This is a genomic window from Enterobacter sp. HK-058-C-ECC (assembly GCF_047531125.1).
In the GTDB taxonomy this organism is placed as follows: Bacteria; Pseudomonadota; Gammaproteobacteria; order Enterobacterales; family Enterobacteriaceae; genus Enterobacter; species Enterobacter quasiroggenkampii.
Map to the genome: position 1 here is coordinate 136,893 of NZ_JBLKCH010000009.1, position 25,839 is coordinate 162,731.

24 protein-coding genes are annotated in these 25,839 nt (G+C 55.5%); 8 read left to right on the forward strand and 16 right to left on the reverse strand.

Going from position 1 to position 25,839, the window contains the following annotated elements; translation table 11 throughout:
- Window positions 1-77 precede the first annotated feature (77 nt).
- The 3 genes from rpsI to zapE form a co-directional block, all read right to left on the reverse strand.
- Window positions 78-470 carry a 30S ribosomal protein S9 gene (gene rpsI, locus ACMWJS_RS17435; RefSeq protein WP_003860436.1) on the reverse strand — a complete coding sequence of 131 codons (393 nt, stop codon included), beginning with the start codon at window positions 468-470 and terminating at the stop codon, window positions 78-80.
- Window positions 471-485: 15 nt separating this feature from the next.
- Window positions 486-914, reverse strand: coding sequence for a 50S ribosomal protein L13 (rplM, locus tag ACMWJS_RS17440; RefSeq protein ID WP_003860434.1), 429 nt, complete (start codon window positions 912-914; stop codon window positions 486-488).
- Between the two features lie 302 nt (window positions 915-1,216).
- Entirely contained in the window at window positions 1,217-2,341 is a 1,125-nt protein-coding gene (zapE, locus tag ACMWJS_RS17445; RefSeq protein WP_045910127.1) for a cell division protein ZapE, read from the reverse strand.
- Between the two features lie 189 nt (window positions 2,342-2,530).
- On the opposite strand from zapE, the gene zapG reads away from it, so the two are divergent.
- The 3 genes from zapG to degS all read left to right on the forward strand — a co-directional run bounded on the left by zapG (window position 2,531) and on the right by degS (window position 5,627).
- Entirely contained in the window at window positions 2,531-2,929 is a 399-nt protein-coding gene (gene zapG, locus ACMWJS_RS17450; RefSeq protein ID WP_008502832.1) for a Z-ring associated protein ZapG, read from the forward strand.
- A gap of 171 nt (window positions 2,930-3,100) precedes the next feature.
- A complete protein-coding gene (gene degQ, locus ACMWJS_RS17455; protein WP_045910128.1) occupies window positions 3,101-4,468 on the forward strand; it encodes a serine endoprotease DegQ in 1,368 nt (455 codons plus the stop codon).
- A gap of 91 nt (window positions 4,469-4,559) precedes the next feature.
- A complete protein-coding gene (gene degS, locus ACMWJS_RS17460; protein WP_008502834.1) occupies window positions 4,560-5,627 on the forward strand; it encodes an outer membrane-stress sensor serine endopeptidase DegS in 1,068 nt (355 codons plus the stop codon).
- A gap of 56 nt (window positions 5,628-5,683) precedes the next feature.
- Here degS and mdh read toward each other — a convergent pair whose 3' ends face one another.
- Window positions 5,684-6,622 carry a malate dehydrogenase gene (gene mdh / locus ACMWJS_RS17465; RefSeq protein ID WP_045910129.1) on the reverse strand — a complete coding sequence of 313 codons (939 nt, stop codon included), beginning with the start codon at window positions 6,620-6,622 and terminating at the stop codon, window positions 5,684-5,686.
- Between the two features lie 397 nt (window positions 6,623-7,019).
- Between mdh and argR the strand changes: the two genes are divergently transcribed.
- From argR to yhcN (ACMWJS_RS17480), 3 genes are all read left to right on the forward strand, one after another.
- Complete coding sequence (argR, locus tag ACMWJS_RS17470; protein ID WP_008502836.1) at window positions 7,020-7,490, forward strand: transcriptional regulator ArgR; 471 nt, start codon at window positions 7,020-7,022, stop codon at window positions 7,488-7,490.
- A gap of 375 nt (window positions 7,491-7,865) precedes the next feature.
- Window positions 7,866-8,129, forward strand: a complete 264-nt coding sequence (yhcN, locus tag ACMWJS_RS17475; RefSeq protein WP_045910130.1) for a peroxide/acid stress response protein YhcN — start codon at window positions 7,866-7,868, stop codon at window positions 8,127-8,129.
- A gap of 110 nt (window positions 8,130-8,239) precedes the next feature.
- Window positions 8,240-8,506, forward strand: coding sequence for a peroxide/acid stress response protein YhcN (gene yhcN, locus ACMWJS_RS17480; RefSeq protein WP_008502838.1), 267 nt, complete (start codon window positions 8,240-8,242; stop codon window positions 8,504-8,506).
- Between the two features lie 61 nt (window positions 8,507-8,567).
- On the opposite strand, the gene ACMWJS_RS17485 is transcribed toward yhcN (ACMWJS_RS17480), so the two are convergent.
- The 5 genes from ACMWJS_RS17485 to aaeX all read right to left on the reverse strand — a co-directional run bounded on the left by ACMWJS_RS17485 (window position 8,568) and on the right by aaeX (window position 13,547).
- A complete protein-coding gene (locus tag ACMWJS_RS17485) occupies window positions 8,568-8,840 on the reverse strand; it encodes a barstar family protein (protein ID WP_008502839.1) in 273 nt (90 codons plus the stop codon).
- Between the two features lie 45 nt (window positions 8,841-8,885).
- Complete coding sequence (locus ACMWJS_RS17490) at window positions 8,886-10,340, reverse strand: NAD-dependent succinate-semialdehyde dehydrogenase (protein ID WP_090392898.1); 1,455 nt, start codon at window positions 10,338-10,340, stop codon at window positions 8,886-8,888.
- A gap of 90 nt (window positions 10,341-10,430) precedes the next feature.
- Window positions 10,431-12,398: a p-hydroxybenzoic acid efflux pump subunit AaeB gene (gene aaeB, locus ACMWJS_RS17495; protein WP_045910132.1), complete on the reverse strand. Its 1,968-nt coding sequence runs from the start codon at window positions 12,396-12,398 to the stop codon at window positions 10,431-10,433.
- A gap of 5 nt (window positions 12,399-12,403) precedes the next feature.
- Window positions 12,404-13,336, reverse strand: a complete 933-nt coding sequence (gene aaeA, locus ACMWJS_RS17500) for a p-hydroxybenzoic acid efflux pump subunit AaeA (RefSeq protein WP_023309394.1) — start codon at window positions 13,334-13,336, stop codon at window positions 12,404-12,406.
- 7 nt (window positions 13,337-13,343) lie between these two features.
- Window positions 13,344-13,547 carry a p-hydroxybenzoic acid efflux pump operon protein AaeX gene (gene aaeX / locus ACMWJS_RS17505; protein ID WP_003860416.1) on the reverse strand — a complete coding sequence of 68 codons (204 nt, stop codon included), beginning with the start codon at window positions 13,545-13,547 and terminating at the stop codon, window positions 13,344-13,346.
- Between the two features lie 179 nt (window positions 13,548-13,726).
- Here aaeX and aaeR point away from each other — a divergent pair, with 179 nt between their 5' ends.
- Together aaeR and ACMWJS_RS17515 are read left to right on the forward strand one after the other, a co-directional pair.
- A complete protein-coding gene (aaeR, locus tag ACMWJS_RS17510; protein WP_023309395.1) occupies window positions 13,727-14,653 on the forward strand; it encodes an HTH-type transcriptional activator AaeR in 927 nt (308 codons plus the stop codon).
- Window positions 14,654-14,872: 219 nt separating this feature from the next.
- Complete coding sequence (locus ACMWJS_RS17515) at window positions 14,873-15,487, forward strand: YagU family protein (RefSeq protein ID WP_334761215.1); 615 nt, start codon at window positions 14,873-14,875, stop codon at window positions 15,485-15,487.
- 47 nt (window positions 15,488-15,534) lie between these two features.
- Here ACMWJS_RS17515 and tldD read toward each other — a convergent pair whose 3' ends face one another.
- The 7 genes from tldD to mreB form a co-directional block, all read right to left on the reverse strand.
- Complete coding sequence (gene tldD / locus ACMWJS_RS17520; RefSeq protein WP_045910133.1) at window positions 15,535-16,980, reverse strand: metalloprotease TldD; 1,446 nt, start codon at window positions 16,978-16,980, stop codon at window positions 15,535-15,537.
- Between the two features lie 84 nt (window positions 16,981-17,064).
- Entirely contained in the window at window positions 17,065-20,868 is a 3,804-nt protein-coding gene (yhdP, locus tag ACMWJS_RS17525) for an AsmA2 domain-containing protein YhdP (RefSeq protein ID WP_414747355.1), read from the reverse strand.
- A gap of 41 nt (window positions 20,869-20,909) precedes the next feature.
- Complete coding sequence (gene rng, locus ACMWJS_RS17530) at window positions 20,910-22,379, reverse strand: ribonuclease G (RefSeq protein WP_008502847.1); 1,470 nt, start codon at window positions 22,377-22,379, stop codon at window positions 20,910-20,912.
- Window positions 22,369-22,962, reverse strand: a complete 594-nt coding sequence (locus ACMWJS_RS17535; RefSeq protein WP_045910135.1) for a Maf family protein — start codon at window positions 22,960-22,962, stop codon at window positions 22,369-22,371. The genes rng and ACMWJS_RS17535 overlap by 11 nt, the downstream gene beginning before the upstream one ends.
- Before the next feature lie 9 nt (window positions 22,963-22,971).
- A complete protein-coding gene (gene mreD / locus ACMWJS_RS17540) occupies window positions 22,972-23,460 on the reverse strand; it encodes a rod shape-determining protein MreD (RefSeq protein WP_023309399.1) in 489 nt (162 codons plus the stop codon).
- Window positions 23,460-24,476, reverse strand: a complete 1,017-nt coding sequence (gene mreC, locus ACMWJS_RS17545; protein WP_032650442.1) for a rod shape-determining protein MreC — start codon at window positions 24,474-24,476, stop codon at window positions 23,460-23,462. Before mreC ends, mreD begins: the two co-directional genes overlap by 1 nt.
- 62 nt (window positions 24,477-24,538) lie before the next feature.
- Window positions 24,539-25,582, reverse strand: coding sequence for a rod shape-determining protein MreB (mreB, locus tag ACMWJS_RS17550; RefSeq protein WP_000913396.1), 1,044 nt, complete (start codon window positions 25,580-25,582; stop codon window positions 24,539-24,541).
- Window positions 25,583-25,839: the final 257 nt, after the last annotated feature.

Sequence of the window (25,839 nt, forward strand, 5' to 3'; positions counted from 1 at the left end):
GGATAACCTGCGCATTATCCATAAAAAAACCCGCCGAAGCGGGTTTTTCGCCAATCGTTCTGCGTAAGCAGAATGGATTAACGTTTGGAGAACTGTGGACGACGACGTGCTTTACGCAGACCCACTTTCTTACGTTCAACCTGACGCGCGTCACGAGTAACGAAGCCAGCTTTACGCAGTTCAGAACGCAGGGATTCGTCGTACTCCATCAGAGCGCGGGTGATACCGTGACGGATCGCACCTGCCTGACCGGAGATACCACCACCTTTAACGGTGATGTACAGATCCAGTTTTTCTACCATATCAACCAGTTCCAGCGGCTGGCGAACTACCATGCGGGCAGTTTCGCGACCGAAGTACTGTTCCAGAGAACGCTGGTTGATTACGATTTTACCACTGCCCGGTTTGATGAAAACGCGAGCTGCGGAACTTTTGCGGCGACCAGTGCCGTAGTATTGATTTTCAGCCATTGCCTATAATCCCGATTAGATGTCAAGAACTTGCGGTTGCTGTGCCGCGTGGTTGTGCTCGTTGCCTGCGTAAACTTTCAGTTTACGGAACATAGCACGACCCAGCGGGCCTTTTGGCAGCATGCCTTTAACCGCGATTTCAATCACACGCTCAGGACGGCGAGCAATCATCTCTTCAAAGGTCGCTTCTTTGATACCACCGATGTGGCCGGTGTGGTGGTAGTACATTTTGTCAGTACGCTTGTTGCCGGTAACAGCAACTTTATCAGCGTTCAGAACGATGATGTAATCACCGGTATCAACGTGCGGAGTGTATTCCGCTTTGTGCTTACCGCGCAGGCGACGAGCCAGTTCAGTAGCCAGACGGCCCAGAGTTTTACCGGTCGCGTCAACAACATACCAGTCGCGCTGTACGGTTTCTGGTTTAGCTGTAAAAGTTTTCATTAAAAGCTTACCCAAATAATAAGTTACACGTTGGTGAACACCCAAACGTTTAGTCAGTTGAGGTTCACACGACAAAGTCCGGCAAACCTACCCCTTCGAATAGCTCATGCCGACACATAGAAAGTTTCGGGAAAAAAACCTTCTCGTAACGTGGGGTCGCAAGATTATAGAGAAGTTGAGGTCAAAGATCGACCCTTAAATGTGATTTGGAATGGGTTTTTCGAGGGGGCTGAAAATGCCGGGTGGCGGCTGCGCCTTACCCGGCCTACAAGGCTCCCTTCTCAGGGAGAGGGTGGCATTTATTATGGCATATGCTCCAGCTTCAGGTATTCCTCGCTCTGCATCTCCTGCAGACGAGACAGGCAGCGCTGGAACTCAAACTTTAGCCGCTCGCCCTGGTAGATCTCATATAAAGGAACCTCGGCGCTGACCACCAGCTTGACGTGGCGCTCATAAAACTCGTCCACCAGCGCAATGAAGCGCCGCGCCTCGCTCTCCATCAGCCGCGTCATCACCGGTACATCCAGCACCATCACGGTGTGGAACAGACGCGAAAGCGCAATGTAGTCGTGCTGGCTACGAGCATCGACACAGAGCGTCGTAAAGGAGACCGCCAGCGTTTGGTTTTCAACGCCGAGCGTAGGCAACGGACGATGGTTAATCTCAAGTTCCGGGGCGTGCTCGCGTTTTGCCCCCGCCAGCGCCAGCCAGAGTGTATCCATCTCGCGGGTGGTCTCTGCATTTAACGGCGAGAGCCACAGGTGCGCCTGGGTTAACGTGCGCAGACGATAATCGACACCGGCATCAACATTCATAATGTCGCAGTGCTGCTTAATGGCGTCGATGGCGGGCAGGAAGCGTGCCCGCTGCAGGCCGTTGCGGTACAACTCGTCCGGCGGGATATTCGACGTGGCCACCAGCGTAATCCCGCGGGCAAATAACGCCTTCATCAGGCCGCCTAACAGCATGGCATCGGTGATGTCAGACACAAAAAATTCATCGAAGCAGAGCACGTCCGTTTCCGCCTTGAACCGGTCGGCCACAATCTCCAGCGGATCGCTTTTACCCTGCAGCGCAGTCAACTCTTCATGCACCCGCAGCATAAAGCGGTGGAAGTGCAGACGCTGTTTACGCTCCCCCGGCAGGCTCTGGTAGAACATGTCCATCAGCCAGGTTTTTCCGCGACCGACCCCGCCCCACATATATAAACCGCGCACCGGCGCGTGAGCCTGTGGCGCTTTTTTTCCGAGCAACCGCCCAAATGCCGCCTTTAGCCCGCCATTCTGTTCGGTTTCAGCGGGTTTGGCCGTGAGTTCCTGATAAATCATCTCCAGACGGCTTACCGCCTCACGTTGAACGTCATCCGGCTGATGGGTACCCTCGTTTAGGGCCAGTTGATATCGCGATGCAGGGGACAGGTTTTGCATAATCTTATTGTTATTCCTTCAATTAACGCTCACCAGCAGACGTGACTGATGAAAAAAAGGCCGTTCTACACTACGCGATGATACGTCAGGATTCCACTTCTACGGAAATAGCGGTTATAGTGGCATTATCAGGCACAGGCAGGAGCCGAGCCAACACCCTACGGAACAACAAGACAACGGGAGAAGTTCATGACCTGGGAATATGCGCTAATCGGTTTAGTCGTCGGCATCGTCATTGGTGCTGTGGCCATGCGTTTCGGTAATCGCAAATTGCGTCAGCAGCAGTCACTGCAGTACGAACTGGAAAAGAACAAAGCCGAGCTGGAAGAGTATCGTGAAGAGCTGGTCAGCCATTTTGCCCGTAGCGCCGAGCTGCTGGACAACATGGCGACCGACTATCGTCAGCTGTATCAGCATATGGCAAAAAGCTCCAGCAGCCTGCTGCCGGAAATGACGGCGGAAACCAACCCGTTCCGCAACCGTCTGGCAGACTCTGAGGCCGGTAACGATCAGGCGCCCGTTCAGATGCCTCGCGACTATTCAGACGGCGCGTCCGGCCTGCTGCGCGGCGGTGTAAAACGCGATTAATCGCACAACCTGAATTTATTTTACGGGCGCAGCGATTGCGCCCGTCCTTTCTTCATGACCCCAGCTATCATTTAGTTAAACACCTCATTGTTCAGCGGTTTAAAATTCAATAACATCAACGTGTTTTTGGGGCCGTTTTTCCTTTATTCCAGGTTACGAGAGTCAACATCGATGAAGAAAAAAAACCAGCTGTTGAGCGCTATCGCGTTAAGTGTCGGGTTATCTCTCTCGGCGTCCGTTCCTGTATTTGCCGCCATTCCCTCCCAGGTGCCTGGCCAGGCGGCCATTCCAAGCCTTGCACCCATGCTGGAAAAAGTGTTGCCTGCGGTCGTCAGCGTTCAGGTTGAAGGCACGGCGGTACAAAGCCAACGCGTCCCTGAAGAATTGAAGAAGTATTTTGGCGATGAGTCTCCCGACCAGCAGGCCCAGCCTTTTGAAGGCCTGGGGTCTGGCGTCATTATCGATGCGGCAAAAGGCTATATTCTGACTAACAATCATGTCATCAGCCAGGCCGATAAAATCAGCGTCCAACTGAACGATGGCCGCGAATTTGATGCCAAACTGATTGGCGGCGATGATCAGAGCGACATCGCGCTGCTGCAGGTGCAAAACCCGAGCAACCTGACCCAGATTGCCATCGCGGATTCCGACAAACTACGCGTCGGCGACTTTGCCGTCGCCGTAGGCAACCCCTTTGGCTTAGGGCAAACCGCCACCTCCGGGATCGTCTCCGCGCTGGGACGTAGCGGCCTCAATCTGGAAGGGCTGGAAAACTTTATCCAGACCGATGCCTCAATCAACCGCGGGAACTCCGGCGGGGCATTGCTCAACCTTAACGGTGAGCTGATTGGGATCAACACGGCGATTCTGGCCCCAGGCGGCGGCAGCATTGGGATCGGTTTTGCGATTCCCAGCAATATGGCCAAAACGCTGGCACAGCAGCTCATTCAGTTCGGTGAAATCAAACGAGGGCTGCTGGGTATTAAAGGTATGGAGATGAGCGCGGATATCGCAAAAGCGTTCAACATCAACGTACAGCGCGGGGCGTTTGTCAGTGAAGTGCTGCCTAACTCCGGCTCGGCAAAAGCAGGTATCAAATCGGGCGATGTGATCGTCAGCCTCAACGACAAGCCGCTGAGCAGCTTTGCCGAGCTGCGCTCGCGGATAGCCACCACCGAACCCGGCGCCAAAGTGAAGCTGGGTCTGATTCGTGACGGTAAACCGCTGAACGTTGAAGTGACGCTGGATAAGAGCACCTCCTCCTCTGCCAGTGCGGAGCTGATCGCCCCGGCGCTGCAGGGTGCGACGCTGAGCGATGGACAGTTGAAAGATGGTACGAAAGGCATTCGCATCGACACCGTTGAAAAGAGCAGCCCTGCCGCTCAGGCCGGATTGCATCAGGAAGATGTGATCATTGGCGTAAACCGCAATCGCGTGCAGTCCATTGCCGAACTGCGCAAGGTGCTGGAGAGTAAACCGGCGGTTATTGCCCTGCAGGTCATGCGCGGCAATGAGTCTATCTATATTCTGTTGCGCTAAGCATTTGCGACCCGGACATCACCGCTGCGTGTGATGTCCGGATAACTCATGTTATGCTGCAAATCGTTCCTTTTTTAACGACACGCGCATCATGCTTTTAAAGCTCTTACGTTCTATTGTCATCGGTTTGATTGTCGCTGGCCTGCTGCTGCTGGCGCTGCCGTCTTTACGTCAGTTCAATAAACTGTCGGCTCCCCAGTTCGATAGCACGGATGAAACACCGGCCACCTATAATCAGGCCGTCCGCCGAGCCGCACCTGCCGTGGTTAACGTCTATAACCGTGGCCTGAATACCTCAGCCCACAACCAGCTGGAGATCCGCACCCTCGGCTCCGGCGTGATCATGGACGAGCGCGGCTACATTATTACCAACAAGCACGTGATAAACGATGCCGACCAGATCATCGTCGCCCTGCAGGATGGCCGCGTGTTTGAGGCATTACTCGTTGGCTCTGACAGCCTGACCGACCTCGCCGTCCTGAAGATTAACGCCACGGGCGGTTTGCCGGTCATCCCGATCAACCGTAAACGTACCCCGCATATAGGCGACGTCGTCCTGGCGATTGGTAACCCTTACAACCTGGGCCAGACCATCACTCAGGGGATCATCAGCGCGACCGGCCGCATTGGTCTGAACCCCTCCGGGCGGCAGAACTTCCTGCAAACCGATGCCTCCATCAACCACGGTAACTCCGGCGGTGCGCTGGTTAACTCGCTGGGCGAACTGATGGGCATCAACACCCTGTCGTTCGATAAGAGTAACGACGGTGAGACGCCGGAAGGGATCGGCTTTGCCATTCCGTTCCAGCTGGCGACCAAAATTATGGATAAGCTGATCCGCGACGGACGCGTGATCCGCGGCTATATCGGTATCGGTGGCCGCGAAATTGCGCCGATGCATACCCAGGGCGGCGGTATCGATCAGATCCAGGGCATCGTGGTGAACGAGGTGGCGCCAGGGGGTCCGGCGGCCAACGCGGGGATTCAGGTCAATGACGTCATTGTGTCGGTCAACGGCACGCCGGCGGTTTCTGCGCTGGAGACGATGGACCAGGTGGCAGAAATTCGCCCGGGCTCTATCATTCCAGTTGAAGTCATGCGCAACGATAAGAAACTGACGCTGCAAGTCACCATTCAGGAATACCCGGCAACGAACTGACAGGCATAAAAAAACGGAGCGATAAGCTCCGTTTTTTTGCCGGGGGACGGTTCGTATTACTTGTTAACGAACTCTTCACCCAGGGTGATATCTTTCTTCAGCGTATCCAGCATGCCTTCCATCGCGTGTTGTTCAAACGCGCTCAGCTTGCCAATGGATTTACGCTCTTCGATACCATTTTTACCCAGCAGCAGCGGCTGAGAGAAGAAGCGAGCGTGTTCGCCATCGCCTTCAACGTAAGCGCATTCAACAACGCCTTTCTCGCCCTGCAGCGCGCGAACCAGTGACAGACCGAAACGTGCAGCCGCCTGGCCCATAGACAGGGTTGCAGAACCGCCACCCGCCTTCGCTTCCACCACTTCGGTGCCCGCGTTCTGGATGCGTTTGGTCAGGTCAGCCACTTCCTGCTCGGTGAAGCTTACGCCTGGGATCTGCGACAGCAGAGGCAGGATGGTAACGCCAGAGTGACCGCCGATGACCGGCACTTCCACTTCTGTTGGTTGTTTGCCCTTCAGCTCAGCAACGAAGGTGTTGGAGCGGATGATATCCAGCGTGGTTACGCCGAACAGTTTGTTTTTGTCGTAAACGCCCGCTTTCTTCAGCACTTCTGCCGCGATAGCAACGGTGGTGTTCACCGGGTTAGTGATGATACCGATGCATGCTTTCGGGCAGATTTCTGCAATCTGCTGCACCAGGTTTTTCACGATGCCCGCGTTGACGTTGAACAGGTCTGAACGATCCATGCCTGGCTTACGCGCCACGCCTGCAGAAATCAGCACCACGTCGGCACCCTGCAGTGCAGGACGCGCATCTTCACCGGAGAAGCCTTTGATTTTTACAGCAGTTGGGATGTGGCTCAGGTCAACCGCCACACCTGGGGTTACCGGAGCAATATCGTACAGGGAGAGTTCTGAGCCTGAAGGCAGTTGGGTTTTCAGTAGTAGGGCAAGCGCCTGGCCGATACCACCAGCAGCGCCGAGGACTGCGACTTTCATCCTAAACTCCTTATTATGGTTAACTTAAGTATCTGTAAATCCGTTGCGGCGACCATAATTCAGCAAGTAAATAATTACAATTTTCGTAGCTAAAGAATTTGAGGTCACGCGACTTTATCTCTCTTCAGAAGACGCTCTGACGACAGACGGCGACGAATTAAGAGGTGGTTACAATACACCCTGCCCCGCCACCAAAACAACATCATTTTGATAACATTTAATTTACTTTTAAGCTTATTTGCGCGGCGTGACCCAGGCATGTTTTCTGATAACGAATTCTGATAAAATCACTCCCTTTCATAACATTATTTCAGCCTGGCGCTGAGTAGATAATTTGCATAAAAATTCATCCACATGCATAATAATGTTGTTTCTATCGTCATATTCCGGGTGACTTATGCGAAGCTCGTCTAAGCAAGAAGAATTAGTCAAGGCGTTTAAAGCGCTACTTAAAGAAGAGAAATTCAGTTCTCAGGGAGAAATTGTTCAGGCGCTGCAGGAACAAGGCTTCGATAACATCAATCAGTCGAAAGTCTCCCGCATGTTAACGAAATTTGGCGCGGTGCGTACCCGTAACGCCAAGATGGAGATGGTCTATTGCCTGCCGGCTGAACTTGGCGTGCCGACCACCTCCAGCCCGCTGAAGAATCTGGTTCTGGATATCGACTACAACGACGCCGTTGTGGTGATCCACACAAGCCCTGGAGCCGCACAGCTGATTGCCCGCATGCTGGACTCGTTGGGTAAAACAGAAGGCATCCTCGGGACTATCGCCGGCGATGACACCATCTTTACCACGCCGGCTAGCGGTTTCTCCGTTAAAGATCTCCACGAAGCGATTCTGGTTCTGTTCGAACAGGAACTCTAATCCCCTTTCCCCGTAGCGCCGCTGCGGGGATCGTTCTGCCCCCACGCCGTTTCCCCCTCTTTTCCACTGCCCCTGACTTTGACAAATAGTGCTTTTTACCGCCCATTAACATTCATCTGGTGAATGCTAAATCAAAAAATCGCACAAAAAATCAAAAGCTGATATCCATATGATTTTATTAGATATAACCAACACAAATGCGCAAAAAATGCCCAATATTATGCAATTTGGTTATAAAAAAATGAGTGGTTAACACGTAATAACAATAGAAACCATTAGTCTGGTATTAATTTTTACCGTTATTAGTGTATACTTGATTTTGTGATGAGGGTCACGAAACAAGACCCCACTAAAAAATTCGACGAGGTAAAAATCATGAAAATCAAATCAACTGTAGCGGCGCTGAGCGTCCTGTCTGTCCTGTCATTCGGTGCTTTCGCGGCTGACGCTATCAATGCTGATCAGGCGCAATCACGCGAGACCATCGGTACGGTTTCTGTCGGCGCGGTCGGCACATCGCCAATGGACATGCGTGAGATGCTGAACAAAAAAGCGGAAGAAAAGGGTGCGTCATCCTACCGCATCATCGAAGCGCGTTCTGGTGCCCACTGGCACGCCACCGCTGAGCTGTACAAATAAGTTTGAGCAATAACTGAAAACGTAAATCTCCACTCAACGGCACCAGGCATAAAAATAGCGGTTCAACCCTTCTCGCCGTTGAGCAAAAACCCTATTCAGGAGTAAAGACTATGAAAACCAAATTGATCATCGCAACCCTCGGTCTGGCATCTGTTCTCTCTTTCGGCGCAAGCGCAGCCGTACAGCAGGTGAATGCCGACCAGGCACAAAATCTGCAGCCTATGGGCAGCATCTCCGTGACGTCTGTTACCGGCTCTCCGATGGATATCCGTCACGAACTGGCTGCCAAAGCTGAAAAAGCAGGTGCCAGCAGCTATCGCGTCACCGAACTGAATCAGGGTGACCACTGGCATGCAACTGCAGAACTGTATAAATAAACCCTCGTCGTATCTCATCATACGACTTGCCCCTGGCCTCATGGTCAGGGGCTTTTTTCATTCAGTGCCGCGCGTTAAAACGCAACTGCCCTTCCAGCTCTTCTTCCGCTTCATCGAACAGTAATATCAGTGCGCCAAAGCGTCTGCGCAGCTTATCGGGCAAATGGATGAACTCAATTTCCAGCGGTAGCGGCAGCAAACTCCCGGTCACCACGTCCCACAGCGTATCCAGATTCGTCACGCTTTCCCGTTCAAGATCAAACACCCGGATAAATTCGCGGTAGAAGTCTTCCTGACTGTCGATCTCGTCAAAATCAAAAGTATAGGTTTTCATTGCCAGCCACCCAGTCCAGGCGAGCGGCAGATGCCGCCCTGTCTATTATAATCCCCCGATGTGAAGGGTTTTCACTTCCAGGTACTCTTCCAGGCCCAGCACGGAGCCCTCACGACCCAGGCCTGACTCTTTTACGCCGCCAAAGGGCCCCAGTTCCGTGGAGACGGCACACTCGTTAATGCCGATCATCCCACTCTCGATGGCCTGGGAAACGCGGAAAACACGTGAGAGATTCTGGGTGTAGAAGTAAGCCGCCAGCCCATAGGGCGTGTTGTTGGCGCGCTGGATAACTTCATCTTCCGAGGTGAAACGGAAACATGCCGCAACCGGGCCAAACGTCTCTTCTTCTGCCAGCTTCATGCCTTCATGGCAGTCGCCCAGCACGGTTGGCATCCAGAAGTTCCCGCCAAGCGGATGGGGCTTACCCCCTGCCAGTACGGTTGCCCCCCGTGAGACGGCATCGTCGACATGCTCACGCACCTTGTCGACCGCAGCAGATTCAATCAGCGGCCCAACGACAACGCCCTCGTCAAGGCCATTCCCCACCTTGAGCGCCTTCACGGCATCGGCCAGTTTATTCACAAACTTGTCGTAGACGGTTTCCTGAATATAAAAACGGTTCACGCTGACGCAGACCTGCCCGGCATTGCGGAACTTGTTGGCAATCGCCCCCTTCACCGCCGCGTCGATGTCTGCATCCTCAAAAACGATATACGGGGCATTTCCCCCCAGCTCCATCGAGACTTTCTTCATGGTTTCGGCAGCATTACGCACCAGCGTTTTGCCGACGGAGGTCGAGCCGGTAAAGGAGATTTTACGCACGTCGCGGCTTGCCATGATCGCATCGCTGATTTCATGCGTATTCCCGGCCACGGCGTTGAGCACGCCGTCGGGCACGCCAGCCTGTTTTGCCAGGGTAAGCAGCGCAAAGGCACTGAGCGGCGTGTTATTGGCCGGTTTGATCACACCGGTACACCCTGCAGCCAGCGCCGGGCCTAACTTGCGGGTGAGCATGGCCATCGGGAAGTTCCACGGCGTTATCGCCGCGACCACGCCAATGGGTTCACGGGTCGCCAGAATGCGCGAGCCGGGTTTGATCGGCGGAATAATTTCACCGTTCGCGCGCTTGGCCTCTTCGGCAAACCACTGGATAAAGCTGGCAGCGTACTCCACCTCGCCTTCGGCCTCTTTCAGCGGCTTACCCTGCTCGGTGGTCATTAACTGCCCGAGCCAGTTTTTATTCTCAATGATCAGTTCGTACCAGCGATAAAGAATCGCCGAGCGTTCTTTCGCGGTTTTGGCACGCCAGGCCGGGAAGGCTTTGGTGGCCGCTGCGATAGCGTCTTCGGTTTGTGCTTTACCCGCTTTGGCGACTTTCGCGATGACTTCCCCGGTTGCGGGGTTAAGCACATCGAAGGTCGTGTCCAGCGTTTTCCAGATTCCGTTGACCAGATAACCGGTCTGAAAAAGGATGTGATCCTGAAGCGCCTGGGTCGTCATGTGTCCTCCCTTCCTGAAATGTAAGAACGTGCTGGAATAAGTATAGCCACAAAAAAACCGACGCTTTTGGCGTCGGTTTTTTTACTTCGGTCAGCTATCCGTGAGGGCATTCTGGTAGCGATGCAGCATAAACACCAGCCGTCCTACCGGCTCGGTCACCTGTGGCGGCGCTTCCCAGGTTTTAAGCTTCTCCTGGTAGATATCCAGCTCTTCAAGCAGTTGCGTAAAGTAGCGACGTCGTTTGTCATCACTGCTGGCAGAAAGCACGTGGTCAGCGGTACGACGCAACTGGCGGTGCCAGGCCGACAGATCGTCGTTGATCGGCACCGGTGCGTTACGCAGACGCTGGTGTGCAATGATCATGGTCAGCGCCAGCCGGAACTTGCCGATATCGCCCGGGAACTTGTTCAGCAGTAAAAACAGCTGCTGGTAGAGCGCGGGCAGATGGTTCTCTTTACGGCGCGCGGTGTTGGTTGTCATCGACGACACGGCGGCCGACACAAACTGGTTCAACAGCACGCGGCCCGTTCTTGCCTGCGAATTATCGCGGACCAGCAGAATCACCATCATTGCCAGGAAACAGCCCACCAGCTGACCTAACGCGCTGTCGAGGAACTGGCTGAAATGGAAGGTCATCGGGTTATCGAGCACGATGATGTTAATCGTACTCGCCAGCGCCCCCAGCGATCCCAGACGTCGCTTTTGCACTTCAATGCCGATAAAGAACGCCATTACCGCCAGGCTAATACAGAGCAGCAGCATGCTCTGCTGCGTCGACGGGATGATGACCAGAAAGTAGAGCGCGCCTATCGGCAGGGCGGCAATGGTGCCGTACAGGAAATCGATGGCGACCATACGCGGATTAGGCAGACGCATCGCCAGTGCGGTCACGACGGCAATCATCACCATCGCGCCGCTGCCGGACGTCCAGCCCGTCCACAGCCAGAACAGCGTGCCGAGCATACAGGCAAGCGTCGTACGCCAGAAGTTAACCATCGCGTGATGGCGCTCGGCGGATTCCGCCTTGATCACCACTTCGCCCTGCAGCACTTCTTCTTCCGCCGCGCTGATTTTGGTATTCCCGATCACGCCGCGTTTCAGCAGCAGGTAGCGCGTCGCGGCGCCGACCCAGGTGTAGATGGTTACTGGCGTGTCGCGCTCCCCTGTCCAGGCGATCACCCTGCGCATACGCTTCAGCTGCTTGTGCACGTCCTGCACCGTTTCCACCGGCTCGGCGAACAGTTCGCGGAAGGTATCGGTGACCGCTTCCGGGCGCGTGTTCTGAATCAGATAGGTTTCACACGCCTGGGTAATCAGCGTTAACGAGACCGTATTAAGGGCTTTCAGACGACGGTTAGCGCGGGCCCAGCGTGACGACTCCATATTAAGATTGCTGCGCATCCCCTCCAGCGCCTGCGTGCGGCGAACCAGCCCGCTCCAGGCTTTATCCACCTCTTCGCTGTCGCCGTGCTTGATGCAGAGCTGCATCAGCTGGTACTGAGCAACAATCAGCGCGTCAAGCTCACGGTCGACTTCCTGCTTGATGGAGCGCGGGGAGAACAGCAGGTCCGCGACAATCGCACTCACGATACCAATGACAATTTCGCTGCATCGCTCCACCGCAAACTGCGGAGCCAGCAGCGGCTCGGACTGGATGGTGATGATAATAATCAGCGCGGTATAGCCCGCCAGCCCCCAGGCGTAGGAGTTCTCCACTTTCACCAGAGACGAGATCCAGGTGCAAAAACCCGCCCAGATACAGCACACCATCAGCATCAACAGCGGCGTGCGGATCATCAGAATAATAATGGTGAGCGCCGCGAAACAGCCGATAAACGTCCCGATGATACGCAGCATCCCGCGATAGCGGATCGCGCCTGAATAGGGTTCCCCACCCGCAGCAAAGGCCGGGCCCGCCGCGACAATCGCAGCCGTCAGCACTGCCCAGCGAGGGGTTTCAAGCTGGAAGTGAAAGCCAACAAACAGCGCCAGCACAATGGCACACGCCAGCTTCACGGCGAAGCGAATGTGCTGGCTGGCGATGGAAAAGATGCCCATAGCGATTAACCAAACTCGCGCAGACGGTGGGCGATTTTACGGAAGAACGAGTCCTGGCTGGCATCCCGATCTTTTTCACCGGTAATCACCACCGTCGCCGTGGTACCCGCAGGCCACAGGTTGCCCTGCTGTTCGTCCAGATGGATACGGACCGGCACGCGCTGGGCCAGACGCACCCACTCGAGATTGGAATCCACCGTTGCCATCCCTTTTGCATCGTTCGAACTGCTGGAGTTGGTCACCCCTGCGGCGACGCTGTCGACGGTACCTTTAAAGACGCGGTTGCTGCCCAGCGGCGTGATTTCTGCCCGGTAGCCCGGACGTACGCCTTCCAGCTTGGTCTCTTCCATATAGGCGAGTACGTAGAAGGAGTTCTGTTTCACCAGCGCCACGGCGGTTGAGCCACGGGTAATAAATTCCCCGGCATAGACGTTAAGGTTGGTCACCCAGCCATCAGACGGTGCGCGGATCACGGTACGTTCCAGATCGAGCTTCGCCAGATCGCGCGTTGCTTGTGCTTTCGCCAGCTGGTGCAGCACGGTTTGCAGCACGTTGTTGGACTGATCAATCTCTTCACGGGACATTGCCTGAACACCAAGCTGGTTACGGCGGCCAGCTTCGCGGCGTTTCTCCGCAGCCAGCGCCTGGTAATAGGCCACGTCCGCTTCCGCCTCTTCCAGTGCTTTCTGGTAACGAGGCTGGTCGATGGTGAACAGAACCTGATCTTTTTTCACCAGTTGGTTATCGTGTACGTTGACCGCCGTGATGAGACCGGCCACGTCAGGGGCGATCGCCACCACATCGGCGCTGAAGCGTGCATCACGCGTCCACGGTGATTCGGTGTAATAGACCCAGGCGCGGAAAATAGCGATGAAGGCGAGGATAACCAGCGCCATGGTGATGGCAGTGCGGGAGATTTTTCTTGTTAGCGTTTTCACATCAACCTCAGACAAACATGCGCGATATCAGGTAGAACAGGCAGCAATACAGCGCGGTATTGAACAATGCAGGGTGCCAGACGAAATCGTAGATCCCGGTAGGGACCAGCACCTTGCGCACCAGCCAGAAGATCGCCAGTGATAAAAGAAGCTCGAAAAATATCGGTGGGAAGGACAAACCGAACACCACGATAACGGGAAACAGACTCATGTTGACCTTGATTAGAGAGAGTGCAGGCTTCAGAATTTTTTAGCGCACGCCATCGCAGGAGAGCAAGAAACGCCGGGCGAGAATGGCGCAGCCGTTATGTAATAAATAATATATTAACGTAACTGTTATGCTGTTATCTATAATATGTGATCTAAATCACTTTTAAGCCAGAGTGAACAATGGAACGTTTAAAACGCATGTCAGTCTTCGCCAAAGTGGTTGAACTGGGCTCCTTTACCGCCGCTGCACGCCAGCTTCAGATGAGCGTCTCATCCATCAGCCAGACGGTGTCTAAACTGGAAGATGAGCTTCAGGTCAAGCTGCTCAACCGCAGCACCCGCAGCATTGGGCTGACGGAAGCGGGCAAAATTTACTATCAGGGCTGTCGCCGTATGCTGCTTGAAGTGCAGGATGTTCACGAACAGCTCTACGCCTTCAACAACACTCCCATCGGCACGCTGCGCATCGGGTGTTCTTCAACTATGGCACAAAATGTTCTCGCTGCCATGACGGCGGATATGCTGAAAGAGTATCCCGGGCTTACCGTTAATCTGGTGACGGGTATCCCGGCGCCGGATCTGATAGCCGACGGTCTGGACGTGGTGATCCGCGTCGGCGCGCTGCAGGATTCCAGCCTGTTCTCGCGTCGGCTGGGCAGCATGCCGATGGTCGTCTGCGCTTCGAAGAGCTATCTGGCCCAGTACGGTGTGCCGGAGAAACCCGCCGACCTCACCAACCACTCGTGGCTGGAGTACAGCGTGCGGCCCGACAATGAATTTGAGCTGATTGCCCCGGAGGGGATCTCCACCCGGCTGCTGCCGGAGGGACGGTTTGTCACTAACGATCCGATGACCATTTCGCGCTGGCTGGTGGCCGGTGCCGGGATCGCCTACGTGCCGCTGATGTGGGTGATCAACGAGATCAACAGCGGCGTGCTGGAGATCCTCTTCCCGCGCTACCAGTCCGATCCGCGTCCGGTGTACGCCCTGTATACCGAAAAAGATAAGCTTCCGCTGAAAGTCCAGGTATGTATTAACTATCTGACCGAGTATTTTGTGGACGTGGCGGAGCTGTTTCAGGGGATGCGAGGAAGAAGAAAGGAATAATCAATTTATTTCTGAACGCATAGGAGCAATGAATATTCCCAGGATGAATCCCTTGTTGATTCAGGAATATTCCTTCGCCACTATCAGGAATAGAGAATTGACACTGCCGCTACCAGCCCATTACTTTATATGCAGTCTGCTCGTCAGACTGTTATTAATTTGTTGCTGATATGAATAATAAAATGTATTCCGCAGGATGACGTTAAACAAGGAAAAGAAATGAATCTATTTGAACAAACACCGCCTTCACGCAGGCGCTATGGACTCGCCGCGTTCATCGGTTTAATTGCAGGGATTGTCTCCGCGTTTGTCAAATGGGGAGCCGAAGTACCGCTTCCGCCACGCAGCCCCACCGACTTATTCACCGGCGCATGTGGACCCGAGCAATTAATAAGAGCCGCAAGCCAGATTGACTGTTCCCGCAATTTTTTAAACCCTCCCTATGTATTTTTACGCGACTGGCTGGGCGTTGTTGATCCTAACGCGGCAGTTTATACATTTGCCGGACATATATTTAACTGGGTTGGCGTGACGCATATTATTTTCTCAATCGTCTTCGCTGTTGGCTATTGTGTCGTGGCTGAAGTCTTCCCGAAAATTAAACTCTGGCAGGGTTTGCTGGCGGGTGCGTTAGCTCAGCTCTTTGTGCATATGATCTCCTTCCCGCTGATGGGGCTGACGCCACCGCTGCTTGAGCTGCCGTGGTATGAACACGTTTCAGAGATCGTAGGCCATCTGGTCTGGTTCTGGTCGATCGAAATTATTCGTCGTGACTTGCGTAACCGCATCACGCACGAGCCGGATCCGGAGATACCGCTGAGTAACTTACGTTAAAAAAAAGGCGCTACATCAGTAGCGCCATTTTTTTATGCCGATTCAGGTCAGGCTGTGCCGCCTACCGTCAGGTTGTCCACTTTCAGCGTTGGCTGGCCCACGCCCACCGGCAGGCTCTGGCCCTCTTTACCGCAGACGCCCACGCCGTTATCCAGCTTCAGATCGTTACCGACCATCGAGATCTGCTGCATGGCTTCAATACCGGAGCCAATCAGCGTCGCACCTTTCACCGCTTTGGTCACTTTGCCCTTCTCAATCAGGTACGCTTCTGAGGTAGAGAAGACAAACTTACCGGAGGTGATGTCCACCTGGCCACCGCCAAAGTTTGGCGCAAAGATACCGTAATCAACGGATTCGATAATCTCCTGCGGCGTGGATTTGCCCGGCAGCATATACGTGTTGGTCATGCGCGGCATCGGCAGGTGCGCGTAAGATTCGCGACGTCCGTTGCCCGTCGGCGCGACGCCCATCAGGCGCGCGTTGAGTTTGTCCTGCATGTAGCCTTTCAGCACGCCGTTTTCAATCAGCACATTGTACTGACCTGGTGTACCTTCATCGTCGATAGCCACCGAGCCACGACGGTCAAGCATGGTGCCGTCATCCACCACGGTACACAGCTCAGAGGAGACGAGTTGCCCGATCTGACCGCTGAACACGGACGTCCCGCGACGGTTAAAATCGCCTTCCAGACCGTGGCCCACCGCCTCGTGAAGTAGCACACCCGGCCAGCCGGCACCCAGCACCACCGGGAATGACCCCGCCGGTGCCGCGACGGCATTCAGATTCACCAGCGCCATACGCACGGCTTCTTTTGCCCACGCGTCAGCGCGCGCTTCACCGTCAACGTCGCCCAGGAACCAGTCATAGCCAAAACGACCGCCGCCGCCGCTTGAGCCGCGCTCGCGTTTGCCGTCCTCATCGACCTGCACGCTGATGGAGAGACGCACCAGCGGACGGACATCAGCCGCCAGGGTGCCGTCGGTTGCCGCCACCAGAATCAGTTCATACACACCGCTCAGGCTGGCTGAGACTTCCTGCACGCGTTTGTCCGCCGCGCGGGCGACTTTGTCCACGCGACGCAGAATATCCAGCTTCTCTTCACGGCTCATGCTCTGCAGCGGATCGATGCTGGTATAGAGCGCAGAGTGCTGCACTTCTCCCAGCGTTTTCACACGTCCATCACCGGTATCACGCACAATGGTGCGCGCCGCCTGCGCGCTCTGCTCAAGTGCGGCGAGGCTAATCTGATCCGCATAGGCAAAACCGGTTTTCTCGCCGCTGACGGCGCGGACGCCGACGCCCTGGTCAATGTTGTAAGAGCCATCTTTGATGATGCTGTCTTCTAAAACCCAGGATTCGTGATAGCTCGACTGGAAATAAAGGTCGCCGTAGTCGAGACGGCGTTCGGTCAGTTGACCAAGAATGGAGAACAGGTCCTGATGGCTCAGGCCGTTCGCTGCGAGCAAATGTTCACTTACCAGGTTCAGACTCATCGTATTGCTACTCGTTCGTTGCCGCCCGTGGCGGTATAAAGATCGTATTTATTGAGAGTGAGGCAATTACCTGCCCACGTCAAATCATTGCTGTGCATCTTTGCGCGGCTGGCGCAGCACCTCGTTAATCTGCGGTTTATCGATCGGACCGGTAATGCGGTAGCGCAGAATGGAGACCTTGCTCCACAGCGGCCCCAGCACTTTGCTGGCGGCAAACACCGCCGCACCGACAATCGGGTTCACCACAAAGGCCGCCGCAACGCCCACGCTCGCGGAAATTTCCGGTGCCACCACGGCTTCCATATCCAGCTCGCGGCGCACGAGGTTAACGGAGCCTTTCATGGCAATGTCCGCTTCCAGGCCATCCACCAGCGTATCGTCCGTATGCAGAACGCCGTCCTTAATCCACGCCGTACTGCGGATGGAATCGTAGTAGAACCCTTCGCTGAAGGTATCGCTGAAATCGAAGCGCAGCTTGCGCAGCAGCGCATCAAAGCTGAGGAGGCGCAGGATCTGGCCGGCGCGCCCCGTGCTCACGTCGGCGATCTCACCTTTGCCGAAGTGGGTTTTCAAAATGCCATTAAGCGAGGCCTCATCCGGCTTCCACGGTGCGTCGCGCCAGTGAAGATCGTAATTAACGTCAAATGACGAACCGCGCAGCGGCGTGCTGATGCCAAAGAAATTGGCTGCTGCATCCAGTTTGTTTCCTTTAATGTCGCCCTTGAGGGACGTCCGCTGCTCGCCCGGATTATTCACCCATTCCCCGCCCGCCGTCATGCGGCCGAAGCCGGTATCAACCAGGCCGCCCGAGAGCGTAAGCGTGTTTCCCTGGATGGCAAAATCACCGTCGATGCGGCCATATTTCTGCCCCCACAGCCAGCACTCTGCACAGCGCAGCTGGAGATCGGGCCAGCCGCTAAAATCGACGCGGGAGATTTGACTCAGCGGCGACGTCGCAGCCGGTTTGTCTTTCCCGCTCGCGGCGCTTGCCGGGTTGTAGTAGAGGTAGCGGATCGCCGCCTGCCACGGCGCGTGATTGCGCATGGTCAGCGTACCGTTGATCTCTCTGCCCTGGGCTTCCACTTTCGTACCGTTAGCGCCAGGCTGTGAGACAATGCTCAGGTTGTTCCACTGCTGCCCGCCGAGCATTAGCGACGGCGTGCGTACGGTAATGGCTTGCGGGAACTGGGCGGTTTCATCGACGTTTTGCCCAACGCCTTTCTGGAACAGCGCCAGCCACTCTGCACCGTCCATCGGCGGAAGATTCAGCTCAATGCCCGCCTGCTCCGGCAGCGGTGGCGTGGAGCGGCTATCCGTCGTCCAGATGGCTTTGTCGAGGGTGAGCTTGCGGTTAAGCAACCAGCGGCTGTTGAAATGGTTCGTCCCGCCCGCGCTGCCGGTCAGCGCGAAGCTGTTCAGGTTGCCATCCACGTTCAGCTTCACCGGCAGCGGCTGTCCGGCCTGTTTATCCAGCGGCGCAGGCAGCTGGCTGTGAAGGTTTTTCAGATCGCCCGCGATGTCGACCTTGTACTGGGCACCCGCGTGATAAGGCAGGTCTATTGCCACTTTACCTTTCCAGGCGACCGCACCCTCCACGGACGCCTCAATCGGTTTCGGCAGGACATCCATTCGCGCTGGCTGCCAGTTGCCGTCGAGATTGACGGCCACCTGATACGCCTTTTCACCCTCTGTGGTCGTGAAGTCGATATTCACGGGCTGATTAAACCAACTGGCGGTCAGCGGCTCGCTCTTCAGGTTACCGTTCTCAAAGCTGAACTGCCCGTTGAGATTTTTCAGGGTGCTCTCAAGGGGTTTGATGTACAGACTGTTGTTCTTCAGACGGACGTCGCCTTTCGCGGTGGTCATCTCACCGTCCAGCGGGATATCAAGATGTAAGCGAGCATTCACATCGCCATCAAGCTGGAGCTGCTGAAGCGTCGCGGCCAGCGACTCTTTAAGAGGGGTCTCCTCAAAGTACGGTCCCACCGCCTTGCCGGGACCGTTGATGTCGGCATCAATCAGCAGCTTCTCTTTTGAGTAGTCCGGAATGTTGGCCGTCAGGTTGCTGGCCGTCACGCCGCCCAGCGCCACGCTGTCGGACTTCATCCACAGGCCGTCATTGAGGAAATTAAGTTCGATATCCAGGTTTTTCAGCGCGGGCCAGCCCGGCTGGAACGCGAAAGTGGCGTCATGCAGCGGCACCAGAACCTGGAACTGACCTTCATTATGTTTATACGGGAACAGATGCGGATTACCGCCGTAAACCAGCGTCGCATTATCCGCCTGACCGCCCTGAATCGCACCGCTCAGATAGTCTACCAGCGCTTTCCCCATCAGGTTTTCCGGGAAATAGCGCCAGGCCTGTGAGCCGTCATCGGTACTGATCCCGGCCAGAATCCCCAGCCACGGCTCATCCCCTTCAGGCTGCAAATAGCGGAAATCGCCGCGCGCATGCACCGCTTTCGCTTTGACGTCGATATGCCGGCCATCGAGCTGGAAACCCTTGTCGTTACGGAGCCAGTTAAGCACTGCGTTGCCCTGTTCGATTTCCAGCGGCGCGCGGAAGACCGTCTCGTAAGGCATTTTGGCGTCGTGCATATCAACCGTCAGCCTGCCGTTCTCCACGCTGCCTTCCAGCTTGCCGCTAAAGTGCTCCGCACCCGGCAGCAGCTTCCACTGCTTCCAGGCAAGATCTTTCCATGTCGCCTGGAAACGGGTTTTTTCCGTCGCCTGAAGCGGAATATCCAGCGCCAGAGAATCAATCTTTCCGCTCGGCTGCGTAGCCAGCCAGATCTCGCCCAGGTCAGGAGAGAGCTTTGCCGCCATCGAGCGCAGCCCTTCAATAGCGGCCAAATCCAGGTTACTGGCACGGATACGCAGCTCGTCGCTGCGTTTACTGGCCGTGCCGCCAACGTCCTGCTCCGGCATCCAGGCCAGCGTCAGCGCACCGCGCGGCCACGGCTTGCCGTCCATCGTGATGCGCGTATCGGGAATGGCAAACTGCCAGCCCTCTTTCTCCTGCGTCACGTGCGCGGTGAGGTTATCGACGGAAAGTTGATGCTGCTGGTTTTCACCTTTCCAGCTCGCGCCTCCCTGCTTGAGCCAGATATCGCCGCTGGCAAATTCGCCTTTAGTCAGGGTCAACCAGCCTTCAAGACTGAAGCGGGCCGTTTCCAGCTGCATATTTTGCTGGAGCCAGTCGCCCAGCCACGGCTTGACGTCCACATCGTCGGCCTGCAGCCAGACTTTGCCGTTATTTAACAGGCCGTCATCGTCGCGCAGATCCATACGCACCTGCATCACGCCGTGCTGGCCGTTCAGGCTTGAGAGATTGACCTGCCCCTCGGCGCGGTGCCGATCCTTACCGTTGAGCCAGGTCAGCTGCGGGATCGCCAGCTCGGCGCGCTGGCCGGAAAGGGTAATAAAGCTCACTTCGCTGTCGCGCAGATCGAAATGATCGAACTGGCGGAGGAAAAGATCGCTGAAGCGGTTGGCTTCAAGACCCTGACCGCTATCGCCGCCAGACAGCGGCGTATTGGTCAGGAACTGGAGCTGATAAAAGGTGAGATCGCGAAACTGCCAGCGCAGATGCAGCAGGCTTTGCCAGACGTCCAGCGCCAGGGTCACGCGTTTGATTTTCAGGTAGCCGCCATCTTTCAGGCTGGCGTTGATATCCCGGACATCGAGCGTCGGGCCAAAATTCTGCCAGTTAGCGCTGACCTGGCTGACGTTCACCGGCACGCCGGTGGTGGATTCGATTTTCGCCAGCAGCTGCGGACGCCAGCTGTCCAGATGCGGTAAAACGAGGCGTAGCCCGCTCACGAGCAACGCGACAATCACGACCAGCGTTGCCCCTGTAAGCAATAAAATCCCCGGCAATCGCCTCACGCATCTCTCCTTGTCAGCATTCGTCACGCAGCGTACTGCGCTTACATCATCACGACGTCAAACTGCTCCTGGTTATAGAGCGGTTCAATTTGTACTTTTACCTGTTTGCCGACAAAGATTTCCACTTCCGCCAGCGCGTGTGACTCTTCGCCTTTCAGCGCTTCAGCCACCGCAGGGGAAGCATAGACCAGAAAACGGTCGGAGTCGTAGGCATGATGCACACGCACAATTTCACGCATGATCTCGTAACAGACGGTCTCAACCGTCTTTACCGTTCCGCGTCCATGGCAGGTTGGGCATTCATTACACAGCACATGCTCCACGCTCTCGCGGGTACGCTTACGCGTCATTTCCACCAGCCCCAACTGTGAGAAGCCGTTGATGCTGGTTTTCACACGATCTTTACTCAGGGCCTGCTCAAGCGAGTGCAGCACGCGGCGACGATGGTCTTCATTACTCATATCGATGAAGTCGATGATGATAATGCCGCCCAGATTGCGCAGACGAAGCTGGCGCGCAATCGCCTGCGTCGCTTCAATATTGGTGTTGAAAATGGTGTCATCGAGATTGCGATGGCCGACGAACGCACCGGTGTTGATATCGACGGTGGTCATCGCTTCGGTCTGATCGATGATCAAATAGCCGCCGGACTTCAGCTCAACCTTACGCTCCAGGGCACGCTGGATCTCGTTTTCGACATCATAGAGATCGAAGATCGGCTGACGCCCGGTGTAGTGCTCCAGCAGGCCTGGCATCTCCGGGATATATTCGGCGGTAAACTCCAGCAGCGCTTCATACGTCAGGCGAGAGTCCACGCGGATGCGGTCGAGCTGCGCGTCGGCAAAGTCACGCAGAACGCGCTGCGCCAGCGCCAGCTCACCATAGAGCTGATAGCGGGTCTGGTTGCGTTTTTTACGCTCCATCACTTTTGTCCAGACGCGCTTCAGGTAAGCCGCATCCGACGCCAGGTCCTCCTCGCTGATCCCCTCTGCGGCGGTACGGATGATAAATCCGCCCTGTTCATCGCAGTAGGCGCTGACCACTTTTTTCAGACGCTCGCGCTCGCTTTCGCTCTCAATACGCTGTGAGACGCCCACGTGCGACGCGCCGGGCATAAAGACCAGATAGCGGGAAGGCAGGGTGATATCGGTGGTCAGACGGGCGCCTTTGGTGCCGAGGGGATCTTTCACCACCTGCACCATCAGATCCTGTCCCTGACGCACCAGTTCAGAAATATCGCGCACGGCAAACTGCTTTTGCTCTTCGCCCGCGACGCACTCGGTGTGCGGCATGATATCGGAGGCATGTAAAAATGCCGCCTTATCGAGTCCAATATCTACAAAAGCCGCCTGCATACCCGGTAGTACACGACTGACACGACCTTTGTAGATATTGCCTACTATTCCGCGCCGCGCTTCACGCTCAATATGAATTTCCTGAAGAATGCCACCATCAATATAGGCCACACGGGTTTCCGATGGCGTTACGTTTACCAACAATTCAGCCGTCATAATTATCCCTTCCCTCACGCAGTGAGTTAAAATTGCTCAGCAACTCATACGTTTCCACCAGCGGTAAGCCGACTACGGCGTGATAGCTGCCATGAATCTTCCTGACAAAACAGCCACCCAGCCCCTGAATACCGTATGCACCTGCTTTATCCATCGGTTCACCGCTGGCAATATAAGCGGCGATGTCGTCGTCGGTAAGTACTCTGAAGGTCACTTCCGTCACCACCAGGCAGTCCAGCACGTGCTGGCGATCGGCCAGCGCAACGGCCGTCATCACCTGATGCGTTTGTCCGGACAGCTTGCGCAGCATGCGCGCTGCATGATCGGCGTCGTGCGGTTTCTCCAGCACTTCACCGTTCAGGATAACGATGGTATCTGCCCCCAGCACAGGGAGATCGCGTGGCACACTGGCCACGCCCGCCTGCGCTTTCTCACGCGCCAGACGTGACACGTACTGTTGAGCACTTTCGCCCTCAGCACGTTTTTCTTCAATGCCGGTCACGATGCGTTCAAAAGAGACCCCTAGCTGCGTCAGGAGTTCCTGACGGCGCGGGGAGCCGGAAGCGAGATACAAAGACGTCATAGAAACCTTTTATTGCACAGCAAACTGCTGGCGAACCTTACGCATCAGCAGGAACAGCCATGGCCAGAGCACACCGTTTACTACACTACTCCAGAACACTTCCGGTCGGAAAGAGACGTTGATCACTAAAAACTCTGCCCAGAAAACAACGATATCCGCAGCGAGCGACAACAACATCACAACCAGGGCCTGTTGCCAGAGCGCAAGGTTACGGAAGAGCTGGAATTTGAGTGCGACGAGGTACGCAATAATGCTCATGGACAAGGCGCGTACGCCAAGCGTTGAGCCGCTAATGAGATCCAGTATGGCACCCATCACAAAACCTGTGCCGACATTTACGCGATGCGGCAGGGCAAGGATCCAGTAGAGCAAAATGAGCAATACCCAGTTTGGCCGGAAAACGAGAATGTCATCCGGCCAGGGCATCACTTGCAGCAACAGTGCAATGAGAAACGAGAGCCAGATGACCCAGCGTCCCTGGCTACGATAGCTTGCCACTACTGCCCTCCCGAAGAGAGTTTAGGCGGTGGCGGCGCATCCGGCAGCGGCTGCGTTAACCCGGTTGCCGGCGCCGGGACTGGCGCAGGCGGCCCCATGGAGTCCGCAGGCGGGAGAACCTGCGGCATCATCTGCATCAGACGTTCATTTGCCACACGATGCACCTCTTCAGGCGTCATCGGGTTAGCCCCGTTACGATCGGCGCCCCACAGCAGCAGCAAATAGCGCAGACGCTGCAAACCGGCGGTTGGACGCGCCTGAATCACGGTATAGGCACGCTGCGTATCCAGCTTCACCGAAGAGACCACCGCAACCGGATAGCCTTCAGGGAAGCGGCCACCCAGACCGGAGGTCACCAGCACGTCGCCCACGCGGATATCCGTGTTGGCCGGCAGGTGTTCCAGCTGCAGGTCATCCGTACAGCCGTTCCCGGCCGCAATCACGCGGATGTCGTTGCGCAGCACCTGGATCGGCAGCGCATGCGTGGCATCACAAATCAGCAGCACGCGGCTGGTCAGTTTGGCCACGGCAACCACCTGGCCCACGACGCCTTTATCACTGATAACAGGCTGACCTTCATACACCCCGTTCACGCTCCCTTTGTCGATCACAACCTGATCGCTGTAAGGGTCGTTCACGGTGGAGATCACCTGAGTGACCATTTTCTGCTCATCCTGACGCAGCGGCGAGCCGAGCAGTTCACGCAGACGCGCATTTTCCTGCTTGTATTGCCCCAGCATCAGCAGTTCGCTGTTTTTAAGCAACAGTTCCTGACGTAATGCCCGGTTTTCGAGTTCGAGTTGGTCACGTGAAGACAGCGTTTGAGAAACGGAGTCGAGCAGTTCACGGGGACCATTGGATATAAAGTAGAAAGGACTGACGGCGGTATCCATGTACGTTCGGATCTGGCTGAACGTACCGAGGCGGCTATCGGCAATAATGACCCCAAGCGCAACCAGAACCGCCAGAATGAGGCGAAACTGTAGCGATGGGCCACGGCTAAAAATTGGCTTCATAGGCTATGCGTATTCTCGCGTCAGAGAGAAAGGGTAGCAAATTGCTACCCTCTCAAACTCGACTACTCTTCGCTGAACAAATCGCCGCCGTGCATGTCGATCATTTCCAGCGCCTTGCCACCACCACGGGCGACGCAAGTCAGTGGATCTTCTGCAACTACGACAGGAATACCTGTCTCTTCCATCAACAGGCGGTCGAGGTTACGCAGCAGCGCACCACCACCGGTCAGAACCATACCGCGCTCGGAGATATCGGACGCCAGCTCTGGTGGGCACTGTTCCAGCGCGACCATTACCGCGCTCACGATACCCGTCAGTGGTTCCTGCAGTGCTTCCAGAATTTCGTTGGAGTTCAGGGTGAAACCGCGTGGTACACCTTCAGCCAGGTTACGGCCACGCACTTCGATCTCACGCACTTCATCACCCGGATACGCAGAGCCGATTTCGTGTTTGATACGCTCTGCGGTGGCTTCACCGATCAGAGAGCCGTAGTTACGGCGTACATAATTAATGATGGCTTCGTCGAAGCGGTCACCACCGATACGTACGGAAGAGGAGTACACCACGCCGTTCAGAGAGATAACGGCCACTTCAGTGGTACCACCACCGATATCCACCACCATGGAACCGGTCGCTTCAGACACAGGCAGACCTGCACCGATTGCCGCCGCCATTGGCTCTTCAATCAGGAACACTTCACGCGCACCAGCACCCTGGGCAGATTCACGAATTGCGCGACGCTCTACCTGGGTTGCGCCAACCGGCACACACACCAGAACACGCGGGCTTGGACGCATAAAGCTGTTGCTGTGAACCTGCTTGATGAAGTGCTGAAGCATTTTTTCAGTCACGAAGAAGTCGGCGATAACGCCGTCTTTCATTGGGCGAATAGCGGCGATGTTGCCAGGGGTACGACCCAGCATCTGCTTCGCGTCATGACCCACAGCGGCCACGCTTTTCGGCGAGCCTGCACGATCCTGACGAATGGCCACAACAGAAGGCTCATTCAATACGATGCCTTGTCCTTTTACATAAATAAGGGTATTCGCAGTACCCAGGTCAATGGACAGGTCATTGGAAAACATGCCACGAAATTTTTTCAACATACTAAGGGATAATCCTGAAAGCTGGGGCGGAAAACAAAATCCGCTTACTTTACCAACCACACGCAGCAGCGACAAGGCGCAAAAATCATCTGCAACGGTGAAAATTTGTGCAGTACGTTTCCTGATGTTACAAAATCATCCCCTGACTCCCTCAGGGCTGAGTAAACAGTAGCGTTCCCCACTGACGTTTGTAACCCGTTAAGGTCGTTCACTGGCTTTTTGCTCGACATACTCAAAGCTACAGGCGCGATATTCTA

Coding starts and splice junctions, on each gene's coding strand:
- yhcN (WP_045910130.1), top strand. CDS start 7,866: ATGAAAATCAAATCAACTGTAGCGGCGCTGAGCGTCCTGTCTGTCCTG.
- rplM (WP_003860434.1), bottom strand. CDS start 914: ATGAAAACTTTTACAGCTAAACCAGAAACCGTACAGCGCGACTGGTAT.
- tldD (WP_045910133.1), bottom strand. CDS start 16,980: ATGAGTCTGAACCTGGTAAGTGAACATTTGCTCGCAGCGAACGGCCTG.
- aaeX (WP_003860416.1), bottom strand. CDS start 13,547: ATGAGTCTGTTTCCCGTTATCGTGGTGTTCGGTTTGTCCTTCCCACCG.
- aaeR (WP_023309395.1), top strand. CDS start 13,727: ATGGAACGTTTAAAACGCATGTCAGTCTTCGCCAAAGTGGTTGAACTG.
- rng (WP_008502847.1), bottom strand. CDS start 22,379: ATGACGGCTGAATTGTTGGTAAACGTAACGCCATCGGAAACCCGTGTG.
- ACMWJS_RS17535 (WP_045910135.1), bottom strand. CDS start 22,962: ATGACGTCTTTGTATCTCGCTTCCGGCTCCCCGCGCCGTCAGGAACTC.
- mreB (WP_000913396.1), bottom strand. CDS start 25,582: ATGTTGAAAAAATTTCGTGGCATGTTTTCCAATGACCTGTCCATTGAC.
- rpsI (WP_003860436.1), bottom strand. CDS start 470: ATGGCTGAAAATCAATACTACGGCACTGGTCGCCGCAAAAGTTCCGCA.
- yhcN (WP_008502838.1), top strand. CDS start 8,240: ATGAAAACCAAATTGATCATCGCAACCCTCGGTCTGGCATCTGTTCTC.
- zapE (WP_045910127.1), bottom strand. CDS start 2,341: ATGCAAAACCTGTCCCCTGCATCGCGATATCAACTGGCCCTAAACGAG.
- degQ (WP_045910128.1), top strand. CDS start 3,101: ATGAAGAAAAAAAACCAGCTGTTGAGCGCTATCGCGTTAAGTGTCGGG.
- ACMWJS_RS17490 (WP_090392898.1), bottom strand. CDS start 10,340: ATGACGACCCAGGCGCTTCAGGATCACATCCTTTTTCAGACCGGTTAT.
- degS (WP_008502834.1), top strand. CDS start 4,560: ATGCTTTTAAAGCTCTTACGTTCTATTGTCATCGGTTTGATTGTCGCT.
- zapG (WP_008502832.1), top strand. CDS start 2,531: ATGACCTGGGAATATGCGCTAATCGGTTTAGTCGTCGGCATCGTCATT.
- mreC (WP_032650442.1), bottom strand. CDS start 24,476: ATGAAGCCAATTTTTAGCCGTGGCCCATCGCTACAGTTTCGCCTCATT.
- mdh (WP_045910129.1), bottom strand. CDS start 6,622: ATGAAAGTCGCAGTCCTCGGCGCTGCTGGTGGTATCGGCCAGGCGCTT.
- ACMWJS_RS17515 (WP_334761215.1), top strand. CDS start 14,873: ATGAATCTATTTGAACAAACACCGCCTTCACGCAGGCGCTATGGACTC.
- ACMWJS_RS17485 (WP_008502839.1), bottom strand. CDS start 8,840: ATGAAAACCTATACTTTTGATTTTGACGAGATCGACAGTCAGGAAGAC.
- argR (WP_008502836.1), top strand. CDS start 7,020: ATGCGAAGCTCGTCTAAGCAAGAAGAATTAGTCAAGGCGTTTAAAGCG.
- aaeB (WP_045910132.1), bottom strand. CDS start 12,398: ATGGGCATCTTTTCCATCGCCAGCCAGCACATTCGCTTCGCCGTGAAG.